This window comes from Leifsonia sp. 22587 (assembly GCF_052044215.1).
Taxonomy (GTDB): Bacteria; Actinomycetota; Actinomycetes; order Actinomycetales; family Microbacteriaceae; genus Leifsonia; species Leifsonia shinshuensis_C.
The window spans coordinates 195336-217509 of the sequence record NZ_JBQENB010000004.1; the positions used below are offsets into that span (position 1 = coordinate 195336).

At 71.8% G+C, this 22174-nt stretch carries 20 protein-coding genes; 13 read left to right on the top strand and 7 right to left on the bottom strand.

All coding sequences use genetic code 11. The features are described 5' to 3' along the window. The first annotated feature begins 260 nt into the window (after positions 1–260). Positions 261–2558, top strand: a complete 2298-nt coding sequence (locus tag ACTJI1_RS16740; RefSeq protein WP_310128470.1) for a polyribonucleotide nucleotidyltransferase — start codon at positions 261–263, stop codon at positions 2556–2558. A 58-nt stretch (positions 2559–2616) separates the two neighbouring features. Here the strand turns inward: ACTJI1_RS16740 and ACTJI1_RS16745 are convergent, their stop codons facing one another. Continuing rightward, entirely contained in the window at positions 2617–3081 is a 465-nt protein-coding gene (locus ACTJI1_RS16745) for an Lrp/AsnC family transcriptional regulator (RefSeq protein ID WP_310128471.1), read from the bottom strand. A gap of 184 nt (positions 3082–3265) precedes the next feature. Here ACTJI1_RS16745 and pdhA point away from each other — a divergent pair, with 184 nt between their 5' ends. From pdhA to ACTJI1_RS16760, 3 genes are read left to right on the top strand one after another with little or no spacing between them, the layout of a single operon-like run. Continuing rightward, positions 3266–4426: a pyruvate dehydrogenase (acetyl-transferring) E1 component subunit alpha gene (gene pdhA / locus ACTJI1_RS16750; protein WP_310128473.1), complete on the top strand. Its 1161-nt coding sequence runs from the start codon at positions 3266–3268 to the stop codon at positions 4424–4426. Next, complete coding sequence (locus ACTJI1_RS16755) at positions 4423–5433, top strand: alpha-ketoacid dehydrogenase subunit beta (protein ID WP_440743529.1); 1011 nt, start codon at positions 4423–4425, stop codon at positions 5431–5433. The genes pdhA and ACTJI1_RS16755 overlap by 4 nt, the downstream gene beginning before the upstream one ends. After that, positions 5433–6824, top strand: coding sequence for a dihydrolipoamide acetyltransferase family protein (locus tag ACTJI1_RS16760; protein ID WP_440743530.1), 1392 nt, complete (start codon positions 5433–5435; stop codon positions 6822–6824). Before ACTJI1_RS16755 ends, ACTJI1_RS16760 begins: the two co-directional genes overlap by 1 nt. Positions 6825–6912: 88 nt before the next feature. On the opposite strand, the gene dapD is transcribed toward ACTJI1_RS16760, so the two are convergent. Continuing rightward, positions 6913–7902 (bottom strand): 2,3,4,5-tetrahydropyridine-2,6-dicarboxylate N-succinyltransferase, encoded by a 990-nt coding sequence (gene dapD / locus ACTJI1_RS16765; protein WP_440743531.1) that lies wholly within the window; start codon positions 7900–7902, stop codon positions 6913–6915. Positions 7903–7919: 17 nt separating this feature from the next. On the opposite strand from dapD, the gene dapE reads away from it, so the two are divergent. The 3 genes from dapE to ACTJI1_RS16780 all read left to right on the top strand — a co-directional run bounded on the left by dapE (position 7920) and on the right by ACTJI1_RS16780 (position 10490). Beyond that, entirely contained in the window at positions 7920–9017 is a 1098-nt protein-coding gene (dapE, locus tag ACTJI1_RS16770; RefSeq protein WP_440743532.1) for a succinyl-diaminopimelate desuccinylase, read from the top strand. After that, positions 8986–10248, top strand: coding sequence for a mannosyltransferase family protein (locus ACTJI1_RS16775; protein ID WP_440743533.1), 1263 nt, complete (start codon positions 8986–8988; stop codon positions 10246–10248). The genes dapE and ACTJI1_RS16775 overlap by 32 nt, the downstream gene beginning before the upstream one ends. Positions 10249–10316: 68 nt before the next feature. Beyond that, positions 10317–10490 carry a DUF3117 domain-containing protein gene (locus ACTJI1_RS16780; RefSeq protein ID WP_310128484.1) on the top strand — a complete coding sequence of 58 codons (174 nt, stop codon included), beginning with the start codon at positions 10317–10319 and terminating at the stop codon, positions 10488–10490. A gap of 63 nt (positions 10491–10553) precedes the next feature. Here the strand turns inward: ACTJI1_RS16780 and ACTJI1_RS16785 are convergent, their stop codons facing one another. Continuing rightward, a complete protein-coding gene (locus ACTJI1_RS16785) occupies positions 10554–11186 on the bottom strand; it encodes an O-methyltransferase (protein WP_310128486.1) in 633 nt (210 codons plus the stop codon). 94 nt (positions 11187–11280) lie between these two features. Between ACTJI1_RS16785 and ACTJI1_RS16790 the strand changes: the two genes are divergently transcribed. From ACTJI1_RS16790 to ACTJI1_RS16800, 3 genes are all read left to right on the top strand, one after another. Beyond that, positions 11281–11646: a twin-arginine translocase TatA/TatE family subunit gene (locus ACTJI1_RS16790; protein ID WP_310128489.1), complete on the top strand. Its 366-nt coding sequence runs from the start codon at positions 11281–11283 to the stop codon at positions 11644–11646. Positions 11647–11740: 94 nt separating this feature from the next. Further along, positions 11741–13111: an MFS transporter gene (locus ACTJI1_RS16795; protein WP_440743534.1), complete on the top strand. Its 1371-nt coding sequence runs from the start codon at positions 11741–11743 to the stop codon at positions 13109–13111. Next, positions 13098–14588, top strand: a complete 1491-nt coding sequence (locus tag ACTJI1_RS16800) for a pyridoxal phosphate-dependent decarboxylase family protein (protein ID WP_440743535.1) — start codon at positions 13098–13100, stop codon at positions 14586–14588. The genes ACTJI1_RS16795 and ACTJI1_RS16800 overlap by 14 nt, the downstream gene beginning before the upstream one ends. Before the next feature lie 124 nt (positions 14589–14712). On the opposite strand, the gene ACTJI1_RS16805 is transcribed toward ACTJI1_RS16800, so the two are convergent. Genes ACTJI1_RS16805 through ACTJI1_RS16815 form a run of 3 tightly spaced genes read right to left on the bottom strand, consistent with a single transcriptional unit; the run spans position 14713 to position 17690 of the window. Then, positions 14713–15867, bottom strand: coding sequence for an Mrp/NBP35 family ATP-binding protein (locus ACTJI1_RS16805; RefSeq protein WP_440743536.1), 1155 nt, complete (start codon positions 15865–15867; stop codon positions 14713–14715). Next, positions 15860–16381 carry a DUF1003 domain-containing protein gene (locus ACTJI1_RS16810; RefSeq protein ID WP_310128495.1) on the bottom strand — a complete coding sequence of 174 codons (522 nt, stop codon included), beginning with the start codon at positions 16379–16381 and terminating at the stop codon, positions 15860–15862. Before ACTJI1_RS16810 ends, ACTJI1_RS16805 begins: the two co-directional genes overlap by 8 nt. Beyond that, the gene (locus ACTJI1_RS16815) at positions 16368–17690 is read right to left on the bottom strand and encodes a magnesium transporter MgtE N-terminal domain-containing protein (RefSeq protein ID WP_310128497.1); all 1323 of its coding nucleotides are present in this window, start codon (positions 17688–17690) and stop codon (positions 16368–16370) included. The genes ACTJI1_RS16810 and ACTJI1_RS16815 overlap by 14 nt, the downstream gene beginning before the upstream one ends. A 78-nt stretch (positions 17691–17768) precedes the next feature. On the opposite strand from ACTJI1_RS16815, the gene ACTJI1_RS16820 reads away from it, so the two are divergent. After that, positions 17769–18416 carry a general stress protein gene (locus tag ACTJI1_RS16820; protein WP_440743537.1) on the top strand — a complete coding sequence of 216 codons (648 nt, stop codon included), beginning with the start codon at positions 17769–17771 and terminating at the stop codon, positions 18414–18416. A gap of 89 nt (positions 18417–18505) precedes the next feature. Here the strand turns inward: ACTJI1_RS16820 and ACTJI1_RS16825 are convergent, their stop codons facing one another. Beyond that, positions 18506–20035, bottom strand: coding sequence for an aminopeptidase P family protein (locus tag ACTJI1_RS16825; protein ID WP_440743538.1), 1530 nt, complete (start codon positions 20033–20035; stop codon positions 18506–18508). Between the two features lie 24 nt (positions 20036–20059). Here ACTJI1_RS16825 and ACTJI1_RS16830 point away from each other — a divergent pair, with 24 nt between their 5' ends. Next, complete coding sequence (locus ACTJI1_RS16830) at positions 20060–20932, top strand: PHP domain-containing protein (RefSeq protein WP_310128503.1); 873 nt, start codon at positions 20060–20062, stop codon at positions 20930–20932. Positions 20933–21008: 76 nt separating this feature from the next. Beyond that, on the top strand, positions 21009–22109 hold the full coding sequence (locus ACTJI1_RS16835; RefSeq protein WP_310128504.1) for a hypothetical protein: 1101 nt from the start codon (positions 21009–21011) through the stop codon (positions 22107–22109). The last annotated feature ends 65 nt before the right edge of the window (positions 22110–22174 follow it).

Below are 22174 nucleotides of genomic sequence, written 5' to 3' on the forward strand. Positions count from 1 at the left end.
AGCGCCGTCCATCCAACTCAATACCGAGAAGGAACCCGGAGCAGGCTGGCAGGAGCTGGTCCTCGGTGGTGGTATCCGGATGCGGTGGCAGCGAGAGTGGCCCGCAACCGTGTATTTCTACTGATGGCCAGACGGGCTCAGCCCACGCGACCCGCATGGGATGCCGCGTACACACGACGTGTCGAACTGCCTGTTCCTGCTCCTTGAATGACAGTCGCGTCCACACGGGACAGCGACGTTAAACAAAGGAGAAAGACCTCTTGGAAGGTCCTGAAATCAAATTCGCCGAAGCCGTTCTCGACAACGGCCGCTTCGGCACCCGCACGGTCCGGTTCGAGACCGGACGCCTCGCCCAGCAGGCACAGGGCGCCGTCGCCGCCTACCTCGACGAGGAGACCATGCTGCTGAGCGCCACCAGCGCCAGCAAGCACCCGAAGGACAACTTCGACTTCTTCCCGCTGACCGTCGACGTCGAGGAGCGCTCGTACGCCGCCGGCAAGATCCCCGGCTCGTTCTTCCGTCGCGAGGGCCGCCCCTCCACCGAGGCGATCCTGGTCTGCCGTCTGATCGACCGGCCGCTGCGCCCGTCGTTCGTCGAGGGCCTCCGCAACGAGGTTCAGATCGTCATCACCGTCCTGAGCATCGCCCCGGACGAGTTCTACGACGCTCTGGCCATCAACGCGGCCAGCGCCTCCACGCAGATCTCCGGTCTGCCGTTCTCCGGTCCGATCGCCGGTGTGCGCCTCGCGCTCATCCCCGGCAACGGCACCCACGAGGACCAGTGGATCGCGTTCCCGAAGGCCTCGCAGCTCGAGGAGGCCGTGTTCGACCTCGTCGTCGCGGGCCGCGTGCTCACCAACGAGGACGGCTCCGAGGGCGACGTCGCGATCATGATGGTCGAGGCCGAAGCCACCGAGAACAGCTGGAACCTGATCCAGGGTGGAGCGGTCAAGCCGAACGAGGACATCGTCGCGCAGGGCCTGGAGGCGGCGAAGCCGTTCATCCGCCAGCTCGTCGGCGCGCAGAACGTCATCGCCGAGCAGGCCGCCAAGGCGATCGCCGACTACCCGGTGTTCCTGCCCTACTCGCAGGAGACCTACGACAACGTCGCGGGCCTCGCCTACGACGAGCTCGTGAACGTCTACCAGATCGCCGACAAGATCGAGCGCCAGAACGCCGACGACGCCCTCAAGGAGCGCGTCAAGGTCGCCCTGACCGAGAAGGTCGAGGCCGGTGCGCTCCCCGCCGAGGTGCTGACCCAGTTCTCGGCCGCCTACAAGTCGGTCTCGAAGGTCGTCATGCGCGGCCGCGTGCTGCGCGAGGGCATCCGCATCGATGGCCGCGGGCTCACGGACATCCGTCCGCTCGACGCCGAGGTGCAGGTCATCCCGCGCGTCCACGGCTCGGCCATCTTCCAGCGCGGCGAGACCCAGATCCTGGGCGTCACCACGCTGAACATGCTCAAGATGGAGCAGCAGATCGACTCGCTGTCGCCCGTCACGAAGAAGCGCTACCTGCACCACTACAACTTCCCGCCCTACTCGACCGGTGAGACCGGCCGCGTCGGGTCGCCGAAGCGTCGCGAGATCGGGCACGGCTACCTCGCCGAGCGCGCCCTCGTGCCGGTGCTGCCGAGCCGCGACGAGTTCCCCTACGCGATCCGCCAGGTGTCCGAGGCTCTCGGCTCCAACGGCTCGACGTCGATGGGCTCCGTCTGCGCGTCCACCCTGTCGCTGCTGAACGCCGGTGTGCCGCTGCGCGCCCCGGTGGCCGGTATCGCCATGGGCCTGATCTCCGACGTCGTCGACGGTGAGACCCGCTACGCGGCGCTCACCGACATCCTGGGCGCCGAGGACGCGCTGGGCGACATGGACTTCAAGGTCGCCGGTACGAGCGAGTTCGTCACCGCGATCCAGCTCGACACCAAGCTCGACGGCATCCCGTCGTCGGTGCTGGCCGGCGCGCTGAAGCAGGCGAAGGATGCACGCACCACGATCCTGAGCGTGCTGAACGCGGCGATCGACCGTCCGGACGAGATGGCCCCGACCGCGCCCCGCGTGATCTCGGTCCAGATCCCGGTCGACAAGATCGGTGAGCTGATCGGCCCGAAGGGCAAGACGATCAACGCGATCCAGGACGAGACCGGCGCCGAGATCTCCATCGAGGAGGACGGCACCGTCTACATCGGCGCCACCGACGGCCCGTCGGCCGAGGCGGCCCGCGCCCAGGTGAACGCGATCGCGAACCCCACCAACCCGGAGGTCGGCGAGCAGTTCCTCGGAACCGTCGTCAAGATCGCCGCGTTCGGTGCGTTCGTCTCGCTGCTCCCGGGCAAGGACGGCCTGCTGCACATCTCGGAGGTCCGCAAGCTCGCCGGTGGCAAGCGCGTGGAGAACGTCGAGGACGTGCTCGGTGTCGGCCAGAAGATCCTGGTCGAGATCACCAAGATCGACGACCGCGGAAAGCTGTCGCTCGCCCCGGTGATCGCCGACGAGTCCGCCGAGGCCCCCGCCGCGCCCGCGGCTGAGACCCCGGTCGAGGCCCCTGCCGAGGCGTAACCCCTCTGCACACGAAGGCCGCGCCGACTGATGTCGGCGCGGCCTTCCGCGTTTCCCGTCAGGCGTCGCGGGTGAGGAGGGGGCGCAGGCGGTAGGGGATGAGCTCGCCCATGTCGAGGGACGTCTCGGCGCGGTCGACGCCGTCCGTCGACTGGATGATGCCGGTGATCCGGAACAGGTCCTCGGCATCGACGCAGACCACCCGCAGCAGCAGATCGGACGGACCGGAGAGGCCGTGCGCCTGCACGATCTCCGGGATCGCGGCCAGCGACTCCACCACGGCGGCCAGCCGCTGCTGCTGCACGTGCACATTGACGAACGCCGCCAGCGGGTACCCGGCGACGCGCGCCGAGATCCGTCGTTCGAACGACAGGAACGCGCCGTTCCGCTCCAGCTCGGCGACCCGCGCCTGCACGGTGTTCCGGCTGAGTCCGAGCCGGTCGGCGAGGGAGACGTTGGTCGATCGCGGGTCGTCCGCGAGCGCCAGGAGGATGCGGCGATCGGTGCCGTCGAAGCTGCGCATAGTGTGAAAGCTAGCAGTCGCCGCGCACGCTGCATAGAGCATCCTGCACGGTCGACACGCCGATGGTTGTGCGCGCTGACCGCACAGCGTAGCCTTCCCACTAATTCCGGCAAGGAGGCCGGAAGCCGGTCGTGCGCGCCACAAGCAGCGGCGGCCGGGCGCGAGAGTGAAGGTTGCGTGAACCGTGACGATCGACAATCAGCCGGCCACCCGTCGGGGTGGCTCCCACTCGGACCTCGAATCCCTCGGCGAGCTCGGGCTCGGCGGGATCGACGTGGTACGCCTGCTCGATGCCGGCGGTGTCCGCCACGCGGACGACCGGTACGACGCCTGGGTCTCCGACATCGGAACCGACCAGCTGCTCGCGCTGTACGAGGACATGCGGGTCATCCGGCGCATCGACGCCGAGGCCACCGCGCTGCAGCGTCAGGGCGAACTGGGACTGTGGCCGCCGCTGCTCGGCCAGGAGGCGGCGCAGATCGGCTCCGGCCGCGCTCTGCGCCACGACGACTTCGTGTTCTCCAGCTACCGCGAGCACGGCGTCGCCTACTGCCGCGGGGCCGGTCTCGTCGACCTGCTGCGCGTCTGGCGCGGCACGACCCAGAGCGGCTGGAACCCGTACGACATCAACATGGCGACGCCGCAGGTGATCATCGGCGCGCAGACGCTGCACGCGACCGGGTACGCCCTGGGCATCCAGGCCGACGGCACTGACGCCGTGGCTGTCGCCTACTTCGGCGACGGCGCCACCAGCGAGGGCGACGTGAACGAGGCGCTGATCTTCGCCGCGACCTACGCCGCCCCGGTCATCTTCTTCTGCCAGAACAACCAGTACGCGATCTCCGAGCCGGTGTCGCTGCAGGCGCAGCGTCCCATCGCCGACCGTGCGCCGGGTTTCGGGGTGCCGAGCGTCCGCGTCGACGGGAACGACGTGCTCGCCGTGCTGGCCGTCACCCGCGCCGCGCTGGACCGCGCCCGCAGCGGCGGCGGCCCCACCTTCATCGAGGCGGTCACGTACCGGATGGGCCCGCACACCACCGCCGACGACCCTACCCGTTACCGCGACGCCGCCGAGCTCGACGAGTGGCGCGGCAAGGACCCGGTGAGCCGGGTGGAGGCGTACCTGAACGCCCAGGGCGCCCTGACCGACGATCGCATGGCCGGCATCATCGCCAAGGCGGACGCCGTGGCGGCCGAGATGCGCGCCGGCATCACCGCGCTCACCGACCCGGAGCCGCTGGCCGTGTTCGACCACGTGTACGCGGAGCCGCACACCGGTCTCGCCCGCCAGCGGGACCACTACTCGCGCTACCTGCGCACGTTCGTGGGGAGCGACAGCCGATGACCGCACTCAGCATGGCCAAGGCGATCAACGCCGGCCTCCGCAAGGCCCTGGCCGCCGACGACCGGGTCGTCCTGATGGGCGAGGACATCGGCACGCTCGGGGGCGTCTTCCGCGTCACCGACGGCCTGCAGACCGAGTTCGGGCCGCGCCGGGTGATGGATTCGCCGCTCGCCGAGTCCGGCATCCTCGGCACCGCGGTCGGCATGGCGTACCGCGGCTACCGTCCGGTGGTCGAGATCCAGTTCGACGGATTCATCTACCCGGCCTTCGACCAGATCGTGAACCAGGTGGCGCGGATGCACTACCGCACCCAGGGCGCGGTGCGCATGCCGATGGTCATCCGGGTGCCGTTCGCGGGCGGAATCGGCTCGGCCGAGCACCACTCCGACTCGCCCGAGGCGTACTTCGCGCACACGGCGGGGCTGCGCGTCGTGAGCCCGTCCGACCCCCAGGACGCCTTCACGATGATCCAACAGGCGATCGCGTCCGACGACCCGGTGCTCTTCTTCGAGCCCAAGCGCCGGTACCACGCCAAGGGCGAGGTGGATGAGGATGCTCCGCTCGCCGACGCGCGCCCGATGGGCACCGCCCGGGTGCTGACGCAGGGCACCGACGTGACGCTCGTCACGTACGGCGGCCTGGTGAGCCTCGCGCGCGACGCCGCGGTGGCTGCGGACGAGGACGGCGTCTCCGTCGAGGTGATCGACCTCCGCTCGCTCTCGCCGCTCGACCTCGACACCGTGGTCGCCTCGGTCAAGCGCACGGGCCGGCTGGTCGTGACGCACGAGGCGGCGCTCTCGGGCGGCCTCGCTGCCGAGATCTCCGCATCCATCACCGAACGCTGCTTCTACCACCTGGAGCACGCTCCGGTCCGCGTCACCGGGCACGACATCCCGTACCCGCCGGCGAAGCTGGAGGCGGCGCACCTGCCGGACCTCGACCGCATCCTCGACGGCATCGACCGTGCGATGGACCGGCCCAACTCTCTGACCGGGGTGGAGGACTGATGGCCGTCCGCGAGTTCGCGCTGCCCGACCTCGGTGAGGGACTCACCGAGTCGGAGCTGGTGACGTGGAAGGTCGCCGTCGGCGACACCGTGCACCTCAACCAGATCATCGCCGAGGTGGAGACCGCGAAGGCGCTGGTCGAGCTGCCCGCGCCGTACGACGGGACCGTGTCCCGGTTGTTCGTGGAGCCGGGCGTCACCGTCGCGGTGGGGGAGCCGCTGGTGGCGTTCGAGGTGGATGCGGGGGAGCCGGCCATGAACGCGGCGCCTGAGGGGCCAGGTTCGCCTGAGGCGCCGATGGATGCGGAGAAGCGCGAGCCGACGCTGGTGGGGTACGGGGCGCGCGCGGACGCGGGCGGTCGTCCGGCACGTCGGGCGCGGCCCGGGCTGGCCGTGACGGCGGGGTCGCCGGGGCGAGCCGCCGTTGCGTCAGCCGGTGCGGCGCCTGCCGGTGCGGTGTCCGTTGCGGCATCCGCCCCTGTGTCGTCGACGTCGTCGCCGTCGCCCGTCGCCCTGGCGGGGCGCCCGCGGGCGACGCCGCCGGTGCGCAAGTTCGCGCGGGAGCACGGGATCGACCTGGCGTCGGTCGTCGGGTCGGGCGACCGCGGGCTGATCACGCGGAGCGACGTGCAGTCCTACGTCGAGCGCGAGGAGTCCGCCGCCCCGCAGGCAGCGCCGGCGTCCGCGGGGTCGCGCGAGACGCGCATCCCGATCCGCGGCGTCCGCAAGGCGACGGCCGAGGCGATGGTCCGCAGCGCGTTCGGCGCGCCGCAGGCGACCGTGTTCCTGACGATCGACGTCACGCCGACCACCGAGCTGGTCGGGCGTCTGCGCGCCCGGCCGGAGTTCGCCGAGGTACGGCCGGGACTCCTGGCCGTCGTCGCCAAGGCGCTGCTGATCGCCGTCCGCCGCACCCCCGAGGTGAACGCCCGCTGGGACGACGCCGCGAACGAGATCGTGCAGACCGAGTACGTGCACCTCGGCATCGCCGCGGCGACGCCGCGCGGCCTGATGGTCCCGGTGATCCGCGACGCCGACGCCATGTCGCTCGCCGGCATCGCGGGCGCGATCCGCTCGCTCGCCGAGACCGCGCGGGCCGGACGCACCGCGCCCGCCGACCTGAGCGGCGGGACGATCACGATCACCAACGTCGGAGTGTTCGGGGTGGATGCGGGCACGCCGATCCTCACGCCGGGCGAGGCCGCGATCCTCGCGGTCGGCGCCGTGCGGCGTCAGCCCTGGGAGCACGAGGGCGGCATCGCCCTCCGCGACGTGCTCACGCTCGCGCTGTCGTTCGACCACCGCATCGTCGACGGCGAGCAGGCGTCGCGCTTCCTCGCCGACATCGGCCGCATCCTCGCCGACCCCGCCTCGACCCTCGCCATGCTCTAACCCGACTCCCCTTCCATCGGTTCCTCACTTAATCCGGCGACACGCCGCGCGAGAGCGGATTAACTGAGGAAGCGATGAAGGGGGCGGGTCAGGCGTGCAGGGCGGCGTTCAGCTCGACGCCGGTGCCGGCTCGGCGGAGCACCTCGACGGCGCCGGTGAGGGAGTTGCGGCGGAAGAGCAGGCCCGGCATCCCGGACAGCTCGGCGGCCTTCACGGTGCGCGGGCGGCCGTCGGCGGTGGGCGCCTCGCCGACGAGCACCACCTTGGTTCCGGCGGTCACGTAGAGGCCGGCCTCGACCACGGAATCGTCGCCGATGGAGATGCCGATGCCGGAGTTCGCGCCGAGGAGCGCGCGCTCGCCGATCGAGACGCGGTGCGTCCCGCCGCCGGACAGCGTCCCCATGATGGATGCGCCGCCGCCGATGTCGGAGCCGTCGCCGACCACGACGCCCTGCGAGATGCGGCCCTCGACCATCGACGTGCCGAGCGTGCCCGCGTTGAAGTTGACGAAACCCTCGTGCATTACCGTGGTGCCGGGCGCCAGGTGCGCTCCGAGCCGGACGCGGGAGGCGTCCGCGATGCGCACGCGCTCGGGCGTGACGTAGTCGAGGAGCCGCGGGAACTTGTCGATGCCCGAGACCTGGATGCCCGCACGCTGCAGCCGCGGACGCAGCCGGTCGAGGTCGGCCGGGTTGACCGGGCCGGCGTTCGTCCAGGCGACCGTGGGGAGGTGCGCGAAGATGCCGTCGAGGTTCAGTCCGTTGGGCTGCACCAGCAGGTGGGAGAGCAGGTGCAGGCGCAGGTAGGCGTCCGGCGTCGACGCGGGCGGCGCGTCCAGCTGGATGTCGACGGTCACGATGTCGATGCGGACGGCGCGGCGCGGGTCGTCGCCGGCCAGCTCCTCGAGGTCGGCCGGGGCGATCCAGCGGTCGCGGCCGGCGGGCAGCGTCCCCAGCCGCGGCTGCGGGAACCACGTGTCGAGCACGGTCCCGTCGGCGGCGACGGTGGCCAGGCCGTAGCCCCAGGCGGAGCGGGGAGCGGCGGGCGCGGCGGAACTGTCAGGCACGTCGGAAGGCATGCCCCTAGGTTAGTAGGGTGCAGAACAGCAGCGTGCCCCTGGACCTCAGCACCACCTCCATCGAGCTGACCCGTCAGCTGTGCGACATCGAGTCGGTCTCCGGCGACGAGAGGACGCTGGCCGACGCGATCGAAGCGGCGCTCATCGGGCTCCCGCACCTCGAGGTGATCCGCGATGGCGACGCGATCGTCGCCCGCACGAACCTCGGCCGTGAGCGGCGCGCCCTCATCGCCGGTCACATCGACACCGTGCCGCTGAACAACAACCTGCCCACACGTTTCGAGGAGCACGACGGCATCCGCTTCCTGTGGGGACGCGGCACGGTCGACATGAAGGCCGGCGTCGCGGTGCAGCTCAAGCTGGCCGCCGAGCTCACCGACCCCGCCGTGGACGTGACGTGGATGTGGTACGACCACGAGGAGGTCAACGCCGAGCTCAACGGCCTCGGCCGCCTCGCGCGCAACCGCCCGGACCTCTTCGTCGGCGACTTCGGCATCCTCGGCGAGCCGAGCAACGGCGTCGTGGAGGGCGGCTGCAACGGCAACCTGCGCGTCGAGGTCCGCACCTACGGCCTGCGCGCGCACTCGGCGCGGGGCTGGGTGGGCGACAACGCCATCCACAAGGCCGCGCCGATCCTCGACATCCTCGCTTCGTACCAGGCGCGCGAGGTCGAGGTCGACGGCCTCGTCTACAAGGAGGGCCTCAACGCCGTGGGCATCTCCGGCGGCGTGGCCGGCAACATCATCCCGGACGAGTGCATGGTGCACATCAACTACCGGTTCGCGCCTTCGCGCAGCTCGCAGGAGGCCATCGAGCACATGCACGAGCTCTTCGGCGACTACGAGATCACGGTCGTCGACCGCGCCGACGGCGCCCGGCCGGGCCTGGATGCGCCGCTCGCCCAGGAGTTCGTGGCCGCGGTCGGCGGCGTGGCCAAGCCGAAGTACGGGTGGACGGACGTGGCCCGGTTCAGCGCGCTGGGCATCCCGGCGGTGAACTACGGCCCGGGCGACCCGCTGAAGGCGCACGCCGACGACGAGCGCGTCGACGTGGAGCAGATCGTGGCGGTGGAGGAGGGGCTGCGTGCCTGGCTCACGGGTGCAGGCGCCCGCTGACGCCCCGGGCACGGAAGCCGTCGACCGGCATGAGACCGGCCGCGGTGCGTGGTGGGCGTCGTGGTGGGTGCGCGTGCTCGCGGTCTACCTGGCCTCGCGCGTCGTCACCACCGTCATCCTGCTGATCTTCGCCGCGACCGAGGGCCCGAACGCCTGGACGTCCGCGGGGCCGGACTACTTCTCCTTCGCCAACATCTGGGACGGCCGCTGGTACGAGATCGTGGCGGTCTCCGGCTACCCGGCAGCCCTGCCGACGAGCGACGGCGTGCACGTGAGCGAGAACGCCTGGGCGTTCATGCCGGGGTACCCGGGCGTTGTGGATGCGGTCATGTTCCTCACGCGGGCGCCCTGGCCGGTGGCCGCCGTGCTCGTCTCGTTCCTCGCGGGCGCCGGCGCCGCGCTGGTGTTCCACCGGCTGATGCGGCGCGTCGGGCTGAGCCCGTCGCAGAGCCTGTTCGCCGTCGTCCTGTTCTGCGTGGCTCCCGTGGCGCCGCTGTTCCAGGTGGCCTACGCGGAGTCGCTGTACATCCTGCTGCTGGCCGTGGCGCTGCTCCTCCTCGTCGAACGCCGCTACGGCTGGTTGTTCCCGGTGGTGCTGGCGATGGCCGTCATCCGGCCGAGCGGGCTCGCCTTCGCCCTCGCGCTCGCCCTGCACGTCGGGTACCGATGGTTCCGGCGGCGCGAGGATCCGTTCCCGGCGCGTGAGCGCATCCTGAGCGTGTCGCTGACGATCTTCAGCGGGCTGGCCGGCCTGGCCTGGCCCGCCGTGGCCGCGATCGGGACCGGGTCGCTCACGGCCTACACCGACACCGAGCTCGCGTGGCGCGCTCCGTACATCGGGTACACGGACCTGCTGCCGTTCACCCCGTGGTTCCAGGGCGCCGACTGGTGGGCGAGCGCGATGCTCGGGCTGCCCGGCTGGGTCGGCGTGGTCGTGCTGATCGTCCTCGTCGCGCTGTTCGCGGTCCTGCTCTTCTCGCCCGCGGTGCGTCGTCTCGGCGTCGATCTGCGGTTCTGGATCGCCGCGTACTCCGTCTACCTGCTCGCCGTCTTCTTCCCGCAGTCGAGCACGTTCCGCCTCCTGATGCCGCTGTTCCCGCTGCTCGGCGCGATGGCACTGCCGCGCAGCCGCGTGTACCGGGTCGGGATGGTGGCGCTCTTCGTGGCCCTCCAGGTGGGCTGGGTGGCCGTCTGCTGGTCGATCGACGGATACGACTGGTCACCTCCGTGATGCCCACGATTTCCGCAGGCCCGCAAGGATGTCGGATAATAGGAGGACATCCACGAAAGGGGAGCTGCATGGCGGCCATGAAGCCGAGGACCGGGGACGGGCCAATGGAGGCTGTGAAGGAGGGACGGCTCATCATCGTGCGTGTGCCGCTCGAGGGTGGGGGACGACTGGTGGTCTCCGTCAACGACGCGGAAGCCAAAGAGCTCCACGACGCCCTTGCGAACGTCGTGACCTCCGCCTGACCAACGTCTGTACCGAGAAGGGCCCCGATCGAACCGATCGGGGCCCTTCTCGTCTGTGCGGCGTTATGGGGCCAGCTTGGTGATCTGCAGCAGCCCCTCGCCGGCCGGCGACAGCGCGCTGATGACGGCGCCGGAGGCGGAGGTCTCGGTGATCAGGGTGCGGAAGCCGGTGGCGACCTCGTCGCGGGCGGCGGGGTCGGCGACCCGGCCGCGCCACAGCGCGCGGGCGACGAGAACGGTGCCGCCCGGCCGCACCAGGCGCAGGCCGTGCTCGACGTACTCGATGACCGACTGCGGGTCCGCGTCGATGAAGACGATGTCGTAGGAGTTCTCGTTCATCCGGGGCAGCACCTCGAGCGCCCGGCCCGGGATGAGACGCACGCGGTTCGAGGGGATGCCCGCCTCGGTGAAGAAGGCGCGCGCGTGCTGCTGGTGCTCGACCTCCACGTCGATCGAGGTGAGCTGCGCCTCCGTGCCGCCGGTGAGCAGCCAGAGGCCGGAGACCCCGACACCCGTGCCGATCTCGACCACATTCTCCGCGCGGGTCGCAGCGACCACCACGGCGGCCTGCGCACCCGTCGCGGGCGAGATCGGCTCGACGCCCAGCTCCAGCGACTGCTGCCGGGCGCGGGCGATCACCTCGCTCTCCACGACGACGTCGTCGGCGAACCTCCAGTTCGAGTCCTTGTCTGACACAGTGCTCCCGTCGATCGACCGCGTTTCGTGGTCAACTCCGAGGATACGGTCGGCTCCCGCGCCATCCGTGCAGGCACCGCCGCGATACCCTGGAATGGTGTTCGGGCTCACTTTCGACAAGCTGCTGATCGTCGCGGTCATCGCCGCGTTCGTCATCGGCCCCGAACGCCTGCCCGCCTACGCCGCCAAGCTCGGTCAGCTGGTGCGCTCGCTGCGTGACTTCGCGAACGGCGCGAAGGACCGCATGCGCGACGAGATGGGCCCCGAGTTCGACGACGTCGACTGGAAAAAGCTCGACCCCCGGCAGTACGACCCCCGGCGCATCATCCGCGAGGCGCTGCTGGAGGACTCGGCGGAGCCCGCGAGCGCGATCAAGCCGGTGACGCAGTCGGCCTACGCGCAGCGGAGGATGCCGCTGGCGGCCGGGGCGACGCCGCCGTTCGACACTGAGTCCACCTGACGCGGCGGCCCGAGTCGCCGGGGCGGTCCGCGCGGGCGGGGCGCGCGTGGGCGGGGCGCGCATGGGCGGGGCGCGCATCCACTACGCTGCGGACATGATCGCAACGGAGCAGTCGCTGACCCGGGCGACCGTCGCGCGTTACGCCGTCGGCTCGCTGGGGACGGGCGGGTTCGCCACGCTTCCCGGCCTGGTGCTCGTCTACTACCTCACCGACTCGCTCGGGGTCGCCGCGATCGTCGCGGGCGTCGTCGTGACCGTCGCCAAGGTGTGGGATGTGCTCATCGACCCGGTGATCGGCGCCCGCAGCGACCGGATGCTCGCGGTGCACGGATCACGCCGGCCGATGATGCTGCTCGGCGCGATCGCGCTGCCGGTGTTCTTCCTGCTCACGTTCGCCGTGCCTCCCGGGACCGCCGCCGGCGCGGCCGCCGTCTGGGTGCTGGTCGCCTTCGTGCTGACGGCGACCGCGTTCAGCCTGTTCCAGGTGCCGTACATCGCGCTGCCCGCCGAGCTCGCCTCCGGGTACGACCAGCGCACGCGTCTGCTCACCTGGCGCGTGGTGGCGCTGACCTTCGCGATCCTGCTGTTCGGCGCGGGGGGTCCGGCGCTGCGCACCCTCGGCGGCGGCAACTCGTTCGCCGGGTACCTGCTGATGGCGCTCGTCGCGGGCGTGGTGATCGGCGCCGGGATGCTGGTCTCCGCATTCGTCGCACCGCGCGGCCTGCCCAGCGGTGATGTGCCGCCGCGGGCGAGCGTGTGGGCGACCGTGCGGTCGAACTACGCCGCGGGCGTGCGGGTGCTGCGCGAGAGCCAGCCGTTCCGCGCGCTGCTGCTGACGTTCCTCCTGCAGGGGCTCGCCACCGGTCTGATGCTCGCCGGGGCGAACTACGTGGCCACGTGGGTGCTGCACTCGGAGGATGCCGTCACGTTCCTGTTCGTCGCGCTGATCGCCCCCGCGCTCGTCGTCGCGCCGCTGTGGGGCGTGATTGCCCGGCGGATCGGCAAGGAGCGCGGGTTCGTCGCGGCGAGCATCCTCTTCGCCGTTGCGGCGCTCTCCATGGTGGGCCTGCTGTGGGCGCCCGGCGCGTGGGTGTACGCGCCCGTCGCCGTGGTCGGCGCCGCCTACGCGGGGATGCAGTCGCTCCCGATGGCCATGCTGCCCGACGTGATCTCGCACGACGCCCGCCGCAACGGCGAGGGCCGGGCGGGGACGTTCGGCGGCATGTGGACCGCGGGGGAGACCACGGGCATGGCCCTCGGCGCCACGGTGCTCAGCATCGTCCTCGCCGTCAGCGGCTACGTCTCGCGCAGTGCGGCCGTCGCGGACGCCGCCGGCCAGCCCGCGAGTGCGGTCGCGGGGATCGCGCTCAGCTTCAGCCTGGTGCCCGCCGCGATCATCGCGATCAGTCTGGTGCCGCTCGCGCGCTACCGGCTGCGGAAGGGAGACATCGATGACGTCCTTTGACGCCGGGGCGATCCTGGCTCGCCTTTCCGCGCTCCGCGAGGCCGACGCCCCGACCCACGGCGGGCGCGTGCTCAGCTACGTGTACGACTCCGGGATGCCGGAGCTCGACCGGCTCGCGGCAGACGCGATGCGCTTGGTCCAGCCGGTGAACGGACTCGACCCCACAACGTTCACGTCGGTCGCGGTGATGGAGCGCGAGGTCGTGGCCTTCGCCCGGGAGCTGCTGCACGGCGACGACGACGTCGTCGGGTCGGTGACGTCCGGAGGGACCGAGTCGTGCCTCCTCGCGGTCAAGACGGCGCGCGACGTCTGGCGCGCCGCGGGCGGGACGGGGACGCCGAGGCTGCTGGCGCCGGTCACGGTGCACGCGGCGTTCCAGAAGGCGGCGGCGCTGTTCGACCTCGCGCTCGACCTGGTGCCGGTGGATGCGGTGAGCGGCGTCCTCGACGCCGACGCCCTCATCGGGCGGATCGGCCCGGACGTCGCGCTCGTCGTCGTCTCGGCCCCGTCGTACCCGTACGCGACCCTCGACCCGGTCGAGGCGGTCGCCGCGGCGTGCGAGGGGGCGGGCGTCGCGTGCCATGTCGACGCGTGCATCGGCGGCTTTATCCTTCCGTTCTGGCGCGCGGCGGACGGCTCGGCCCTGCCCGCCTGGGACTTCCGCGTCGCGGGCGTCACGAGCGTCTCCGCGGACCTGCACAAGTACGGCTACGCCCCGAAGGGCGCGAGCGTGCTGCTGCAGCGCGGACGCGACCGCCAGCGCCGGCAGTACTTCGCGACGACCGGCTGGCCCGGGTACCCGGTCGTCAACGCGACCCTCCTCGGCTCCAAGTCGGCCGGGGCGCTGGCGGCCTCCTGGGCGATCGTGCAGGCGCTCGGCGCCCGCGGCTTCGCCGAGCTGGCGGAGTCGTGCCGCCGTGCCACCCGCGGACTCCTGGACATCGTGGGCGACATCGAGGGCCTGCGCGTGGTCGGCGAGCCGACCGGACCGCTGCTCGCCGTCGCCGCCGACGACACCGTGCCCGCCGAGCGGCGCGTCGACCCGCACCACTGGGCCGACCGGGTGCGTCGCCGCGGCTGGATCCTCCAGCTGCAGCCGGGCCTCGCGCAGCCCGACGGCACGCGGCTGCCGCACACCACGCACCTGACGATCACTCCGGTGACGGAGAGCCGCCTGGACGAGCTGGAGGCCGCGCTGCGCGGCGCCGCCGACGAAGCCCGCGGGGTGCCCGCCGTGGACCGCGAGGCGGTCGTGGCGGCGCTGCCGCCGCTGCCGCCGCTGCCAACGGGAGCGGTGCCCGACTCGGCGACCGCTGCGCACATCCTGCACGGCCTCGGCCTGACGGGATCGGCGACGCCCGGCCTTCCGGACGACCAGGCGCCGCTGCTCGCCCTCGTCGAGGCGCTGCCGCGTCCCGTCGCCGAGCGCCTCCTCGTGGAGCTGCTCGCCCGCGCCGTCGAGCCGCCCGACGCCTGACCCGCGCGTTGCGCCGCGAGTCGTGAGTAATCGCGCGAATCCGCCGCGAATTGCGACAACATGTCACCACTCGCTGCGCTGCTCGCGAGCCACCTCGGGGGCGGGCGCAGTGGCGCGCGGCGCGTCAGCGCACGGAGAGGCCGAGCTTGCGGCCGGCGAGGCCGCGCGAGCGGGTCGCGAGCCGGTCTGCGACCGCGCGGATCGCGGCGGCCGCCGGGTCCCCGGGGTCGGTCACCACGATCGGCGCGCCGGTGTCGCCGCCGGCGCGCAACGGGATGCTGAGCGGCACGCTCGCGAGCAGCGGCACCTCCTCGTCCTGCCCGGCCGACAGCCGGCGGGCGACCTCCGCGCCGCCGCCGGTGCCGAACAGGTCGAGGATGCTGCCGTCCGGCTGCACCAGTCCCGCCATGTTCTCGATCACGCCGATGACGCGCTGGCCGGTCTGGCGGGCGACGACGCCGCTGCGCTCCGCCACGTCGGCCGCGGCGGGCTGCGGCGTCGTGACGACGAGCACCTCCGCCGTCGGCAGGAGCTGGCCGACGGAGATGGCCACGTCGCCGGTGCCGGGCGGCAGGTCGAGGAGCAGCACATCCAGGTCGCCGAAGAACACGTCGGAGAGGAACTGCTGGATGGTCCGGTGCAGCATCGGTCCGCGCCAGGCGACCGCCGCCGAGGCCGAGTCCACGAACATCCCGATGGACACGACCTTCACCCCGTAGGCGACCGGCGGCAGGATCATGTCGTCGACCCGGGTGGGACGCGGCGCGACGCCGTTCTCGTCGGTCAGGCCCAGGATGCCGGGGATCGAGAACCCGTGCACGTCCGCATCCACGATGCCCACCCGCAGCCCGCGCTCCGCTAGAGCGACCGCGAGGTTCGCGGTGAGCGTCGACTTGCCGACGCCTCCCTTGCCGCTGGTCACGGCGTACACGCGGGTGAGCGAGTCCGGTCCGAACTGCGCCCCGCGCGCAGGCCGTCCGGCCCGCAGCTTCTCGGTCAGCGCTCGCCGCTCCGCCGGCGTCATCACCGTGACGTCCACGTCGGCGGCGGTGACTCCCGGCACGGCCGAGGTCGCCGCGCGCACGTCGCGCTCGATGGCGTCGGCGGCCGGGCAGCCGACGATCGTCAGCTTGATGCCGACCGCGGCGCGGCCGTCCGCATCCACCGTCACGTCGCCCACCATGTCGAGCTCGGTGATCGGCTTGCGGATCTCCGGATCGAGCACCGCCGCGAGCGCGCTCCGCACGGCGCCCGCGAGGTCGCCGCCCCGCTCAGGCACGTGCTTGCTCGCCCTCGCCCGCCTCGCTCCGCTCCAGGTCTTCGAGCAGGGATCTCAGCTCGGCCCGGATGAAGTCCTTCGTCGCCATGTCCTTCACGGCGAGCCGCAGCGCGACGACTTCGCGCGCCAGGTACTCCGTGTCGGCCAGGTTGCGCTCGGCGCGCTGCCGGTCCTGCTCGATCTGCACGCGGTCGCGGTCGTCCTGACGGTTCTGCGCCAACAGGATGAGCGGTGCGGCGTACGACGCCTGCAGCGACAGCACCAGGGTGAGGGCGATGAAGCCCAGATCGGCGGAGTCGAACCGCCACGTCTTCGGGGTCAGCGTGTTCCACGCCATCCAGGCGATGACGAAGATCGTCAGCCCGAGCACGAACCACGGCGTGCCCATGGCGCGGGCGATCCACTCGGTGAACCGCCCGAAGCGGTCGCTCGACTCCATCGGGTCGCGCCGGAGCACCGGCGTCCGCAGTCCCTTGGGGGCGTCGAGCCCCGTGTCCTGCCTACCTCGTGCCACTTCCGCCCCTCCTTCCGTTCACGATGCGGATGCTGCCGGTCTCGTCGGACGGCGCCGCGTGTTTCACGGGCTCGTCCTCGTCTTGACTTCGCCAGTCGTCGGGGAGCAGGTAGTCGAGGATGTCGTCGATGGTCACCACCCCGACGAGTCGGTGCTTGTCGTCCACGACCGGCACGGAGACCAGGTTGTACGAGGCGAGGATGCGCGACACCTCGGCCGCGGAGGTGTCCGCCGTGACCGGCTCCAGGCCCGGGTCGAGCAGGGTGCCGAGGCGCACGTGCGGCGGGTAGCGCAGCATCCGCTGGAAGTGCACGACGCCGAGGAAGCGGCCGGTCGGCGCTTCGTAGGGCGGGAGCGTCACGCACACCGCGGCGCCGAGGGCCGGTGCGAGCTCGTGACGGCGGATGAGGGCGAGACCCTCCGCGACGGTCGCGTCGGCGGAGACGATGATCGGCTCCGTGGTCATCAGGCCGCCTGCGGTGTCCGGGTTGTAGCTGAGGAGCATGCGGACGTCCTCCGCCTCCTCCGGCTCCATCAGCTCGAGCAGGTGCTCGCCGCGCTCGTCCGACAATTGGGCGATGAGGTCCGCGGCGTCGTCCGGCTGCATCTGGTCGAGCACGTCCGCGGCGCGGTCGTCGTTCAGCTTGGCGAGGATCTGCACCTGCTCGCTCTCGGGCATCTCCTCCAGCACGTCCGCCAGGCGGTCGTCGGGCAGCTCCTCGGCCACCTCGAGCATCCGCTGCTGGGGGAGGTCGAGCAGCGTGTTGGCCAGGTCGGCCGGCTTCAGCTCTGAGTAGGTGGCGATCAGCTGCTCGGCGGACTGCGCCTCGCCGCGGTTCTGCTTCTCGCGCACCTCGTTCCAGGTCACGAACGTCGTCGCGCCCTTGCCGAACGGCGAGGGGCCCGTCTTCGGCTTGCGGACGAACAGCTGGCTCACGGCCCAGTCGCCGGTGTCGGTCTCCTCGATCGCGACGTCCTCGATGGTCGCCTCGCCGCTACCGTCGGCGAACACGACGCGGCGGCCGAGCAGCTCGGCGATGACGCGCACCTCTCCGCCGCGCTGCTCGAAGCGGCGGACGTTGATGATGCCGTTCGTGATGATCTGGCCGCTGCCGATGCTGGTGACCCGCCCGATCGAGAGGAAGACGCGGCGCTTGCCGGGGATCTCGACGATCAGCCCGACCACCCGCGGAGGATCGTTCTTCCGGTACACGACCAGGACATCACGGACCTTGCCGACCCGGTCTCCCACGGGGTCGAACACGGTCGTCCCGGCGAGACGGGCGACGAAGACTCTGGCGGCACTCACCCTCATAACCTAGTCCTCGAGGGTGAACGACGGCTGGTCGCTGGGCCCCGCACGGTCCCGGATGGAACAATGGGGCGCATGAGCACACCTGGGTCCCTGAACGGGCGCAACCGCATCCTCTTCCCGACGCTGCCGCGCGGCGAGGTCGTGGCCACCTTCGAGAGCTACCCCGAGGCGCAGGAGGCGGTGGATGTGCTGGCCCGGGCCGACTTCCCGGTCGACAAGGTCTCCATCGTCGGCAGCGACCTGAAGAGCGTCGAGCGCGTCACCGGCAAGCTGACCTGGGGGCGCGTCGCGCTCGCCGGGGCCGCCTCGGGCGCCTGGCTGGGCATCTTCTTCGGGCTGCTGCTCGTCATCTTCTCGCCGACGGTCAGCCTGGCCTTCGTGCTCGCCGCCCTGCTGCTCGGCGCCGGCTTCGGGATGCTGTGGGGCATCGTCTCGTACGCCGTCAACCGCCGGCGCCGCGACTTCACCTCCGTGCAGCAGGTGATCGCGACGAGCTACTCGGTGCTCGTGGACTCGGAGCTCGGGAACCGCGCCCGCAACCTGCTCGCGAGCGGGGGAGCGGAGCAGCAGCAGCCCGCAGCCCCGGCCGGCTGGACGCCGCCCGCGCAGCCGCAGCACCCGTCCGACCCGCCGCCCGCGCCGCCGGCGGCCGCGCCGCCGGTCGCGCCTCCGGTCGCTCCGCCCACGGGCGACGACAACCCGCCCGCGCCCTCCGCGTAACCCGTCCCCACCGAGGTGCACGTCGTTGCGGTCGACACGCCGTACGACCGCGCAACGACGTGCACCTCGGCGAAAGGGAGAGCCCCGGGTCAGCGGGAGAGGCGGCGCACCCACGCCTCGACGTCGTCGGCCGTGCGCGGGATCGCCGCCGAGAGGTTCTCGGCGCCGTCCGCCGTCACGAGGATGTTGTCCTCGATCCGCACGCCGATGCCGCGGAACCGCTCCGGCACGGTGAGGTCGTCGGGCTGGAAGTACAGTCCCGGCTCGATGGTGAACACCATCCCGGGCTCCAGCACGCCGTCGAGGTAGAGCTCGCGCCGCGCCTGCGCGCAGTCGTGCACGTCGAGGCCCAGGTGGTGGCTGGTGCCGTGCACCATGTAGCGGCGGTGCTGCTGGTTGTCCGCCTCCAATGCCTCCTCCGCCGTCACCGGCAGCAGCCCCCACTCGGCGGTCTTGCGCGCGATGACCGCCATCGCGGTCGCGTGGATCTCGCGGAAGCGGATGCCCGGGCGCACGACCGCGAAGGCTGCGTCCGCCGCCTCCAGGACGGCCTCGTAGATCAGGCGCTGAGTCTCGCTGAACGTCCCGTCGACCGGGAACGTGCGCGTGATGTCCGCGGTGTAGTAGCTGTCCAGCTCCACACCGGCGTCCATGAGGATGAGGTCGCCGGGCACCACGGGCCCGTCGTTCCTGGTCCAGTGCAGGATGCACGCGTGCGGTCCGCTCGCCGCGATCGTGTCGTAGCCGACCGCGTTGCCGTCGGCGCGCGCCCGGCCGTTGAAGACGCCCTCCACCAGCCGCTCGCCGCGGGGGTGCGCGGTGATCCGGGGCAGATCCGCGATGACGTCCTCGAACCCGCGCGCCGTCGCGGCGACCGCCGCGCGCAGCTCGCCGATCTCGAACTCGTCCTTGATCAGCCGCAGTTCGGAGAGGTCGCGGGCGAGCTTGTCGTCGTCGCCGTGGTCCTCCGCGTCGAGCTCGTCGTCCGCGTCGTCGGCGCCCGTTCCCAGAAGCAGCCGGGCCGCATCCACCTCGTCGGTGATCGCCGGGTCGGCCTCGCGCAGCACGATCGTGTCGGCGTCGACCGCGTCGAGCACCGTCTGCAGTTCGGCGATGCCGCGCGTGGGCAGGTTCAGGTCGCCGGCGACCTGCGCGAGCGAGGGGCGCGGTCCGATCCAGAACTCGCCGATCTCCGGGTTCGCGTAGAACTCGTCCGAGTCGCGGCCGGCGCGCTCGCGGAAGTACAGGGTCGCGTCATGACCCGAGGCGGTCGGCTCGAGAACGAGCACGCTGCCCGGCTCCGAGTCGGAGCCCCAGCCGGTGAGGTGCGCGAAGGCGGAGTGCGCGCGGAACGGGAAGTCGGTGTCGTTCGACCGCTGCTTCAGCCGGCCGGCCGGGATGATGAGCCGCTTGCCGGGGAACTGCTCCGAGATCCGTGCACGTCGGGCGGCGGCGTACGCGGCCTGCCTGCGGGCGTCCGGGACGACCTCCGGGCGGTCCGCCCATCCGCTCCCGATGTACTCGCGGAACGCATCCGACCCGGGGGTCGTGGAGCGGTTCTGGGTTGCGCGGGGCGCCTGGTCGGCCGTGGCGTTCGTGGACTGCGACATGCCGACCATTCTTCCACTCCTAGGATGTTGACCATGGCTGATGCGCGACGGTTCCGTGGTCCCGTCGACCTGCACACGCACTCGAGCGTCTCGGACGGGACCGAGACCCCGGCCGAGCTGGTCCGCGCCGCCGCGGCAGCCGGTCTCGGGACGGTCGCGCTCACCGACCACGACTCGACCGCCGGATGGGCGGACGCAGCCGCCGAGTCGGCCCGCGTCGGCGTCACCGTGATCCCGGGCATGGAGCTCTCCACGCGCATCGAGTTCGCCAGCGTCCACATGCTCGGGTACCTGTTCGACCCGACGAACGAGGCGCTCACGGCCGAGACGCTCCGCATCCGGGACGGGCGGATGCGCCGCGCCGAGGACATGGTCCGGCGCATCTCCGAGGACTACGACATCACCTGGGACGACGTCCTGGCGCAGGCGACGGAGGGCGCGACCGTCGGGCGGCCGCACATCGCCGACGCGCTCGTCGCCCGCGGGCTCGCGTCCGACCGCAGCGCCGCCTTCGCGGGCATCCTGCACTGGCGCAGCGGGTACTTCCAGCCGCACTACGCACCCGAGCCGTTGACGGGCGTCCGCCTGATCCGCGGCGCGGGCGGCCTGCCGGTGCTCGCGCATCCCGCGACCGGAGGCCGGAGCCGCGTCATCCCCGAGGACCGGCTGCGCCGCCTGGTCGACGCCGGGCTGTTCGGGCTGGAGCTCGACCACCGCGAGAACACCGCCGACGGCGTCGCCCGGCTGCGTGAGCTCGCGGACCGCTACGGCCTCCGGATCACCGGGTCGAGCGACTACCACGGTGCGGGCAAGCCCAACCGGCTGGGCGAGAACACCACCGACCCCGAGGTGGTCGACGCGATGATCGAAGAAGCGACAGGCGCGGCGCCTTTCTACGCTCCGTGACGATCCGCCCGTAGCCTGGACCCCGGCGGGGGAGAAGCGAGGTGCACGGGTGAGACGGTTCTGGCGAGGATCGGCGGTGGCTGCCGCCCTGACCGCTGCGCTGGTCATCGCGGGAGGCGCGGCCCCGGCCAGCGCGGACTCCTACCCGTCATGGGATGACGTGCAGGCCGCCAAGAACAACGCCGCGGCCGCCCAGGCGGAGGTGGATCGGATCAACGGCCTGCTGCAGAGCCTCCAGACTGCGGCCAACGCGGCAGGCGATCTCGCGGTCAAGCGTCTCGGGGAGTACGGCGCTGCCGAGGCGGCGCTGCAGGCGGCGACCGCGAAGGCGCAGGACCTCGCTGAGCGTGCGCAGGAGGCGGGCGCGAAGGCCGACCAGTTGAAGGCACAGAGCGGCACGCTCGCCGAGCAGCTCACGCGCGCGGGCACGTCCTCGGTGTCCCTCCGGCTCTTCCTCAGCCCGAGCGCCTCCCGGTCCGACTCGCTGCTCTACCAGCTGGGCGCCGTGTCGAAGCTGGCCGACCGCTCCAGCGCCCTGTTCGCGCAGGCGACCGCCCAGAAGAACCTCGCCACGTCGTTGAGCGCCCAGGCGTCCGCGGCGCAGACCATCCGCGACCAGCTCGCGACGGCCGCCAAGAAGGCGCTCGACGCGGCCACGGCGGCGAAGCAGGCGGCGGATGCGCAGCTCGCCGACCAGAAGCAGCACGCGAACACGCTCTACGCGCAGCTGGCGACCCTCAAGAACACGGAGGCGTCCGTCGAGCAGAAGTACGCCGAAGGCGTCGCGGCGGCCGAGGCCGCTCAGCAGGCCGCGAACTCGGGCGGCGGGTCCGACGGCTTCGCGCCTCCGCCCGGCATGGTGGTCGACCCGGCGGGAGCGCAGGCGTACGCGTCCAGCCGCCTCGCGGCCTTCGGCTGGGGGCAGGACCAGATGGGGTGCCTGATCAAGCTCTGGAACCACGAGTCGGGCTGGCGCGCCGACGCCTACAACACGTCGAGTGGCGCGTATGGCATCCCGCAGTCGCTGCCCGCCAGCAAGATGGCGAGCGCGGGCCCGGACTGGATGACGAACCAGAACACCCAGGTGAACTGGGGGCTCGACTACATCAACCGCGCGTACGGGTCACCCTGCGCGGCATGGAACTTCGAGATGAGCCACGACCCGAACTGGTACTGAGCGCAGACCTTTCGCCGAAGTGCACGTTGCTGTGCAGCCGCACGGCGTGTCCACCGCAACGACGT

Excerpts from the sequence above, each read along its gene's own strand:
- ACTJI1_RS16745 (WP_310128471.1), bottom strand. The coding sequence starts at position 3,081 with ATGCGCAGCTTCGACGGCACCGATCGCCGCATCCTCCTGGCGCTCGCG.
- ACTJI1_RS16755 (WP_440743529.1), top strand. The coding sequence starts at position 4,423 with ATGACCGCACTCAGCATGGCCAAGGCGATCAACGCCGGCCTCCGCAAG.
- ACTJI1_RS16760 (WP_440743530.1), top strand. The coding sequence starts at position 5,433 with ATGGCCGTCCGCGAGTTCGCGCTGCCCGACCTCGGTGAGGGACTCACC.
- dapD (WP_440743531.1), bottom strand. The coding sequence starts at position 7,902 with ATGCCTTCCGACGTGCCTGACAGTTCCGCCGCGCCCGCCGCTCCCCGC.
- ACTJI1_RS16780 (WP_310128484.1), top strand. The coding sequence starts at position 10,317 with ATGGCGGCCATGAAGCCGAGGACCGGGGACGGGCCAATGGAGGCTGTG.
- ACTJI1_RS16790 (WP_310128489.1), top strand. The coding sequence starts at position 11,281 with ATGGTGTTCGGGCTCACTTTCGACAAGCTGCTGATCGTCGCGGTCATC.
- ACTJI1_RS16795 (WP_440743534.1), top strand. The coding sequence starts at position 11,741 with ATGATCGCAACGGAGCAGTCGCTGACCCGGGCGACCGTCGCGCGTTAC.
- ACTJI1_RS16800 (WP_440743535.1), top strand. The coding sequence starts at position 13,098 with ATGACGTCCTTTGACGCCGGGGCGATCCTGGCTCGCCTTTCCGCGCTC.
- ACTJI1_RS16820 (WP_440743537.1), top strand. The coding sequence starts at position 17,769 with ATGAGCACACCTGGGTCCCTGAACGGGCGCAACCGCATCCTCTTCCCG.
- ACTJI1_RS16825 (WP_440743538.1), bottom strand. The coding sequence starts at position 20,035 with ATGGTCGGCATGTCGCAGTCCACGAACGCCACGGCCGACCAGGCGCCC.
- ACTJI1_RS16830 (WP_310128503.1), top strand. The coding sequence starts at position 20,060 with ATGGCTGATGCGCGACGGTTCCGTGGTCCCGTCGACCTGCACACGCAC.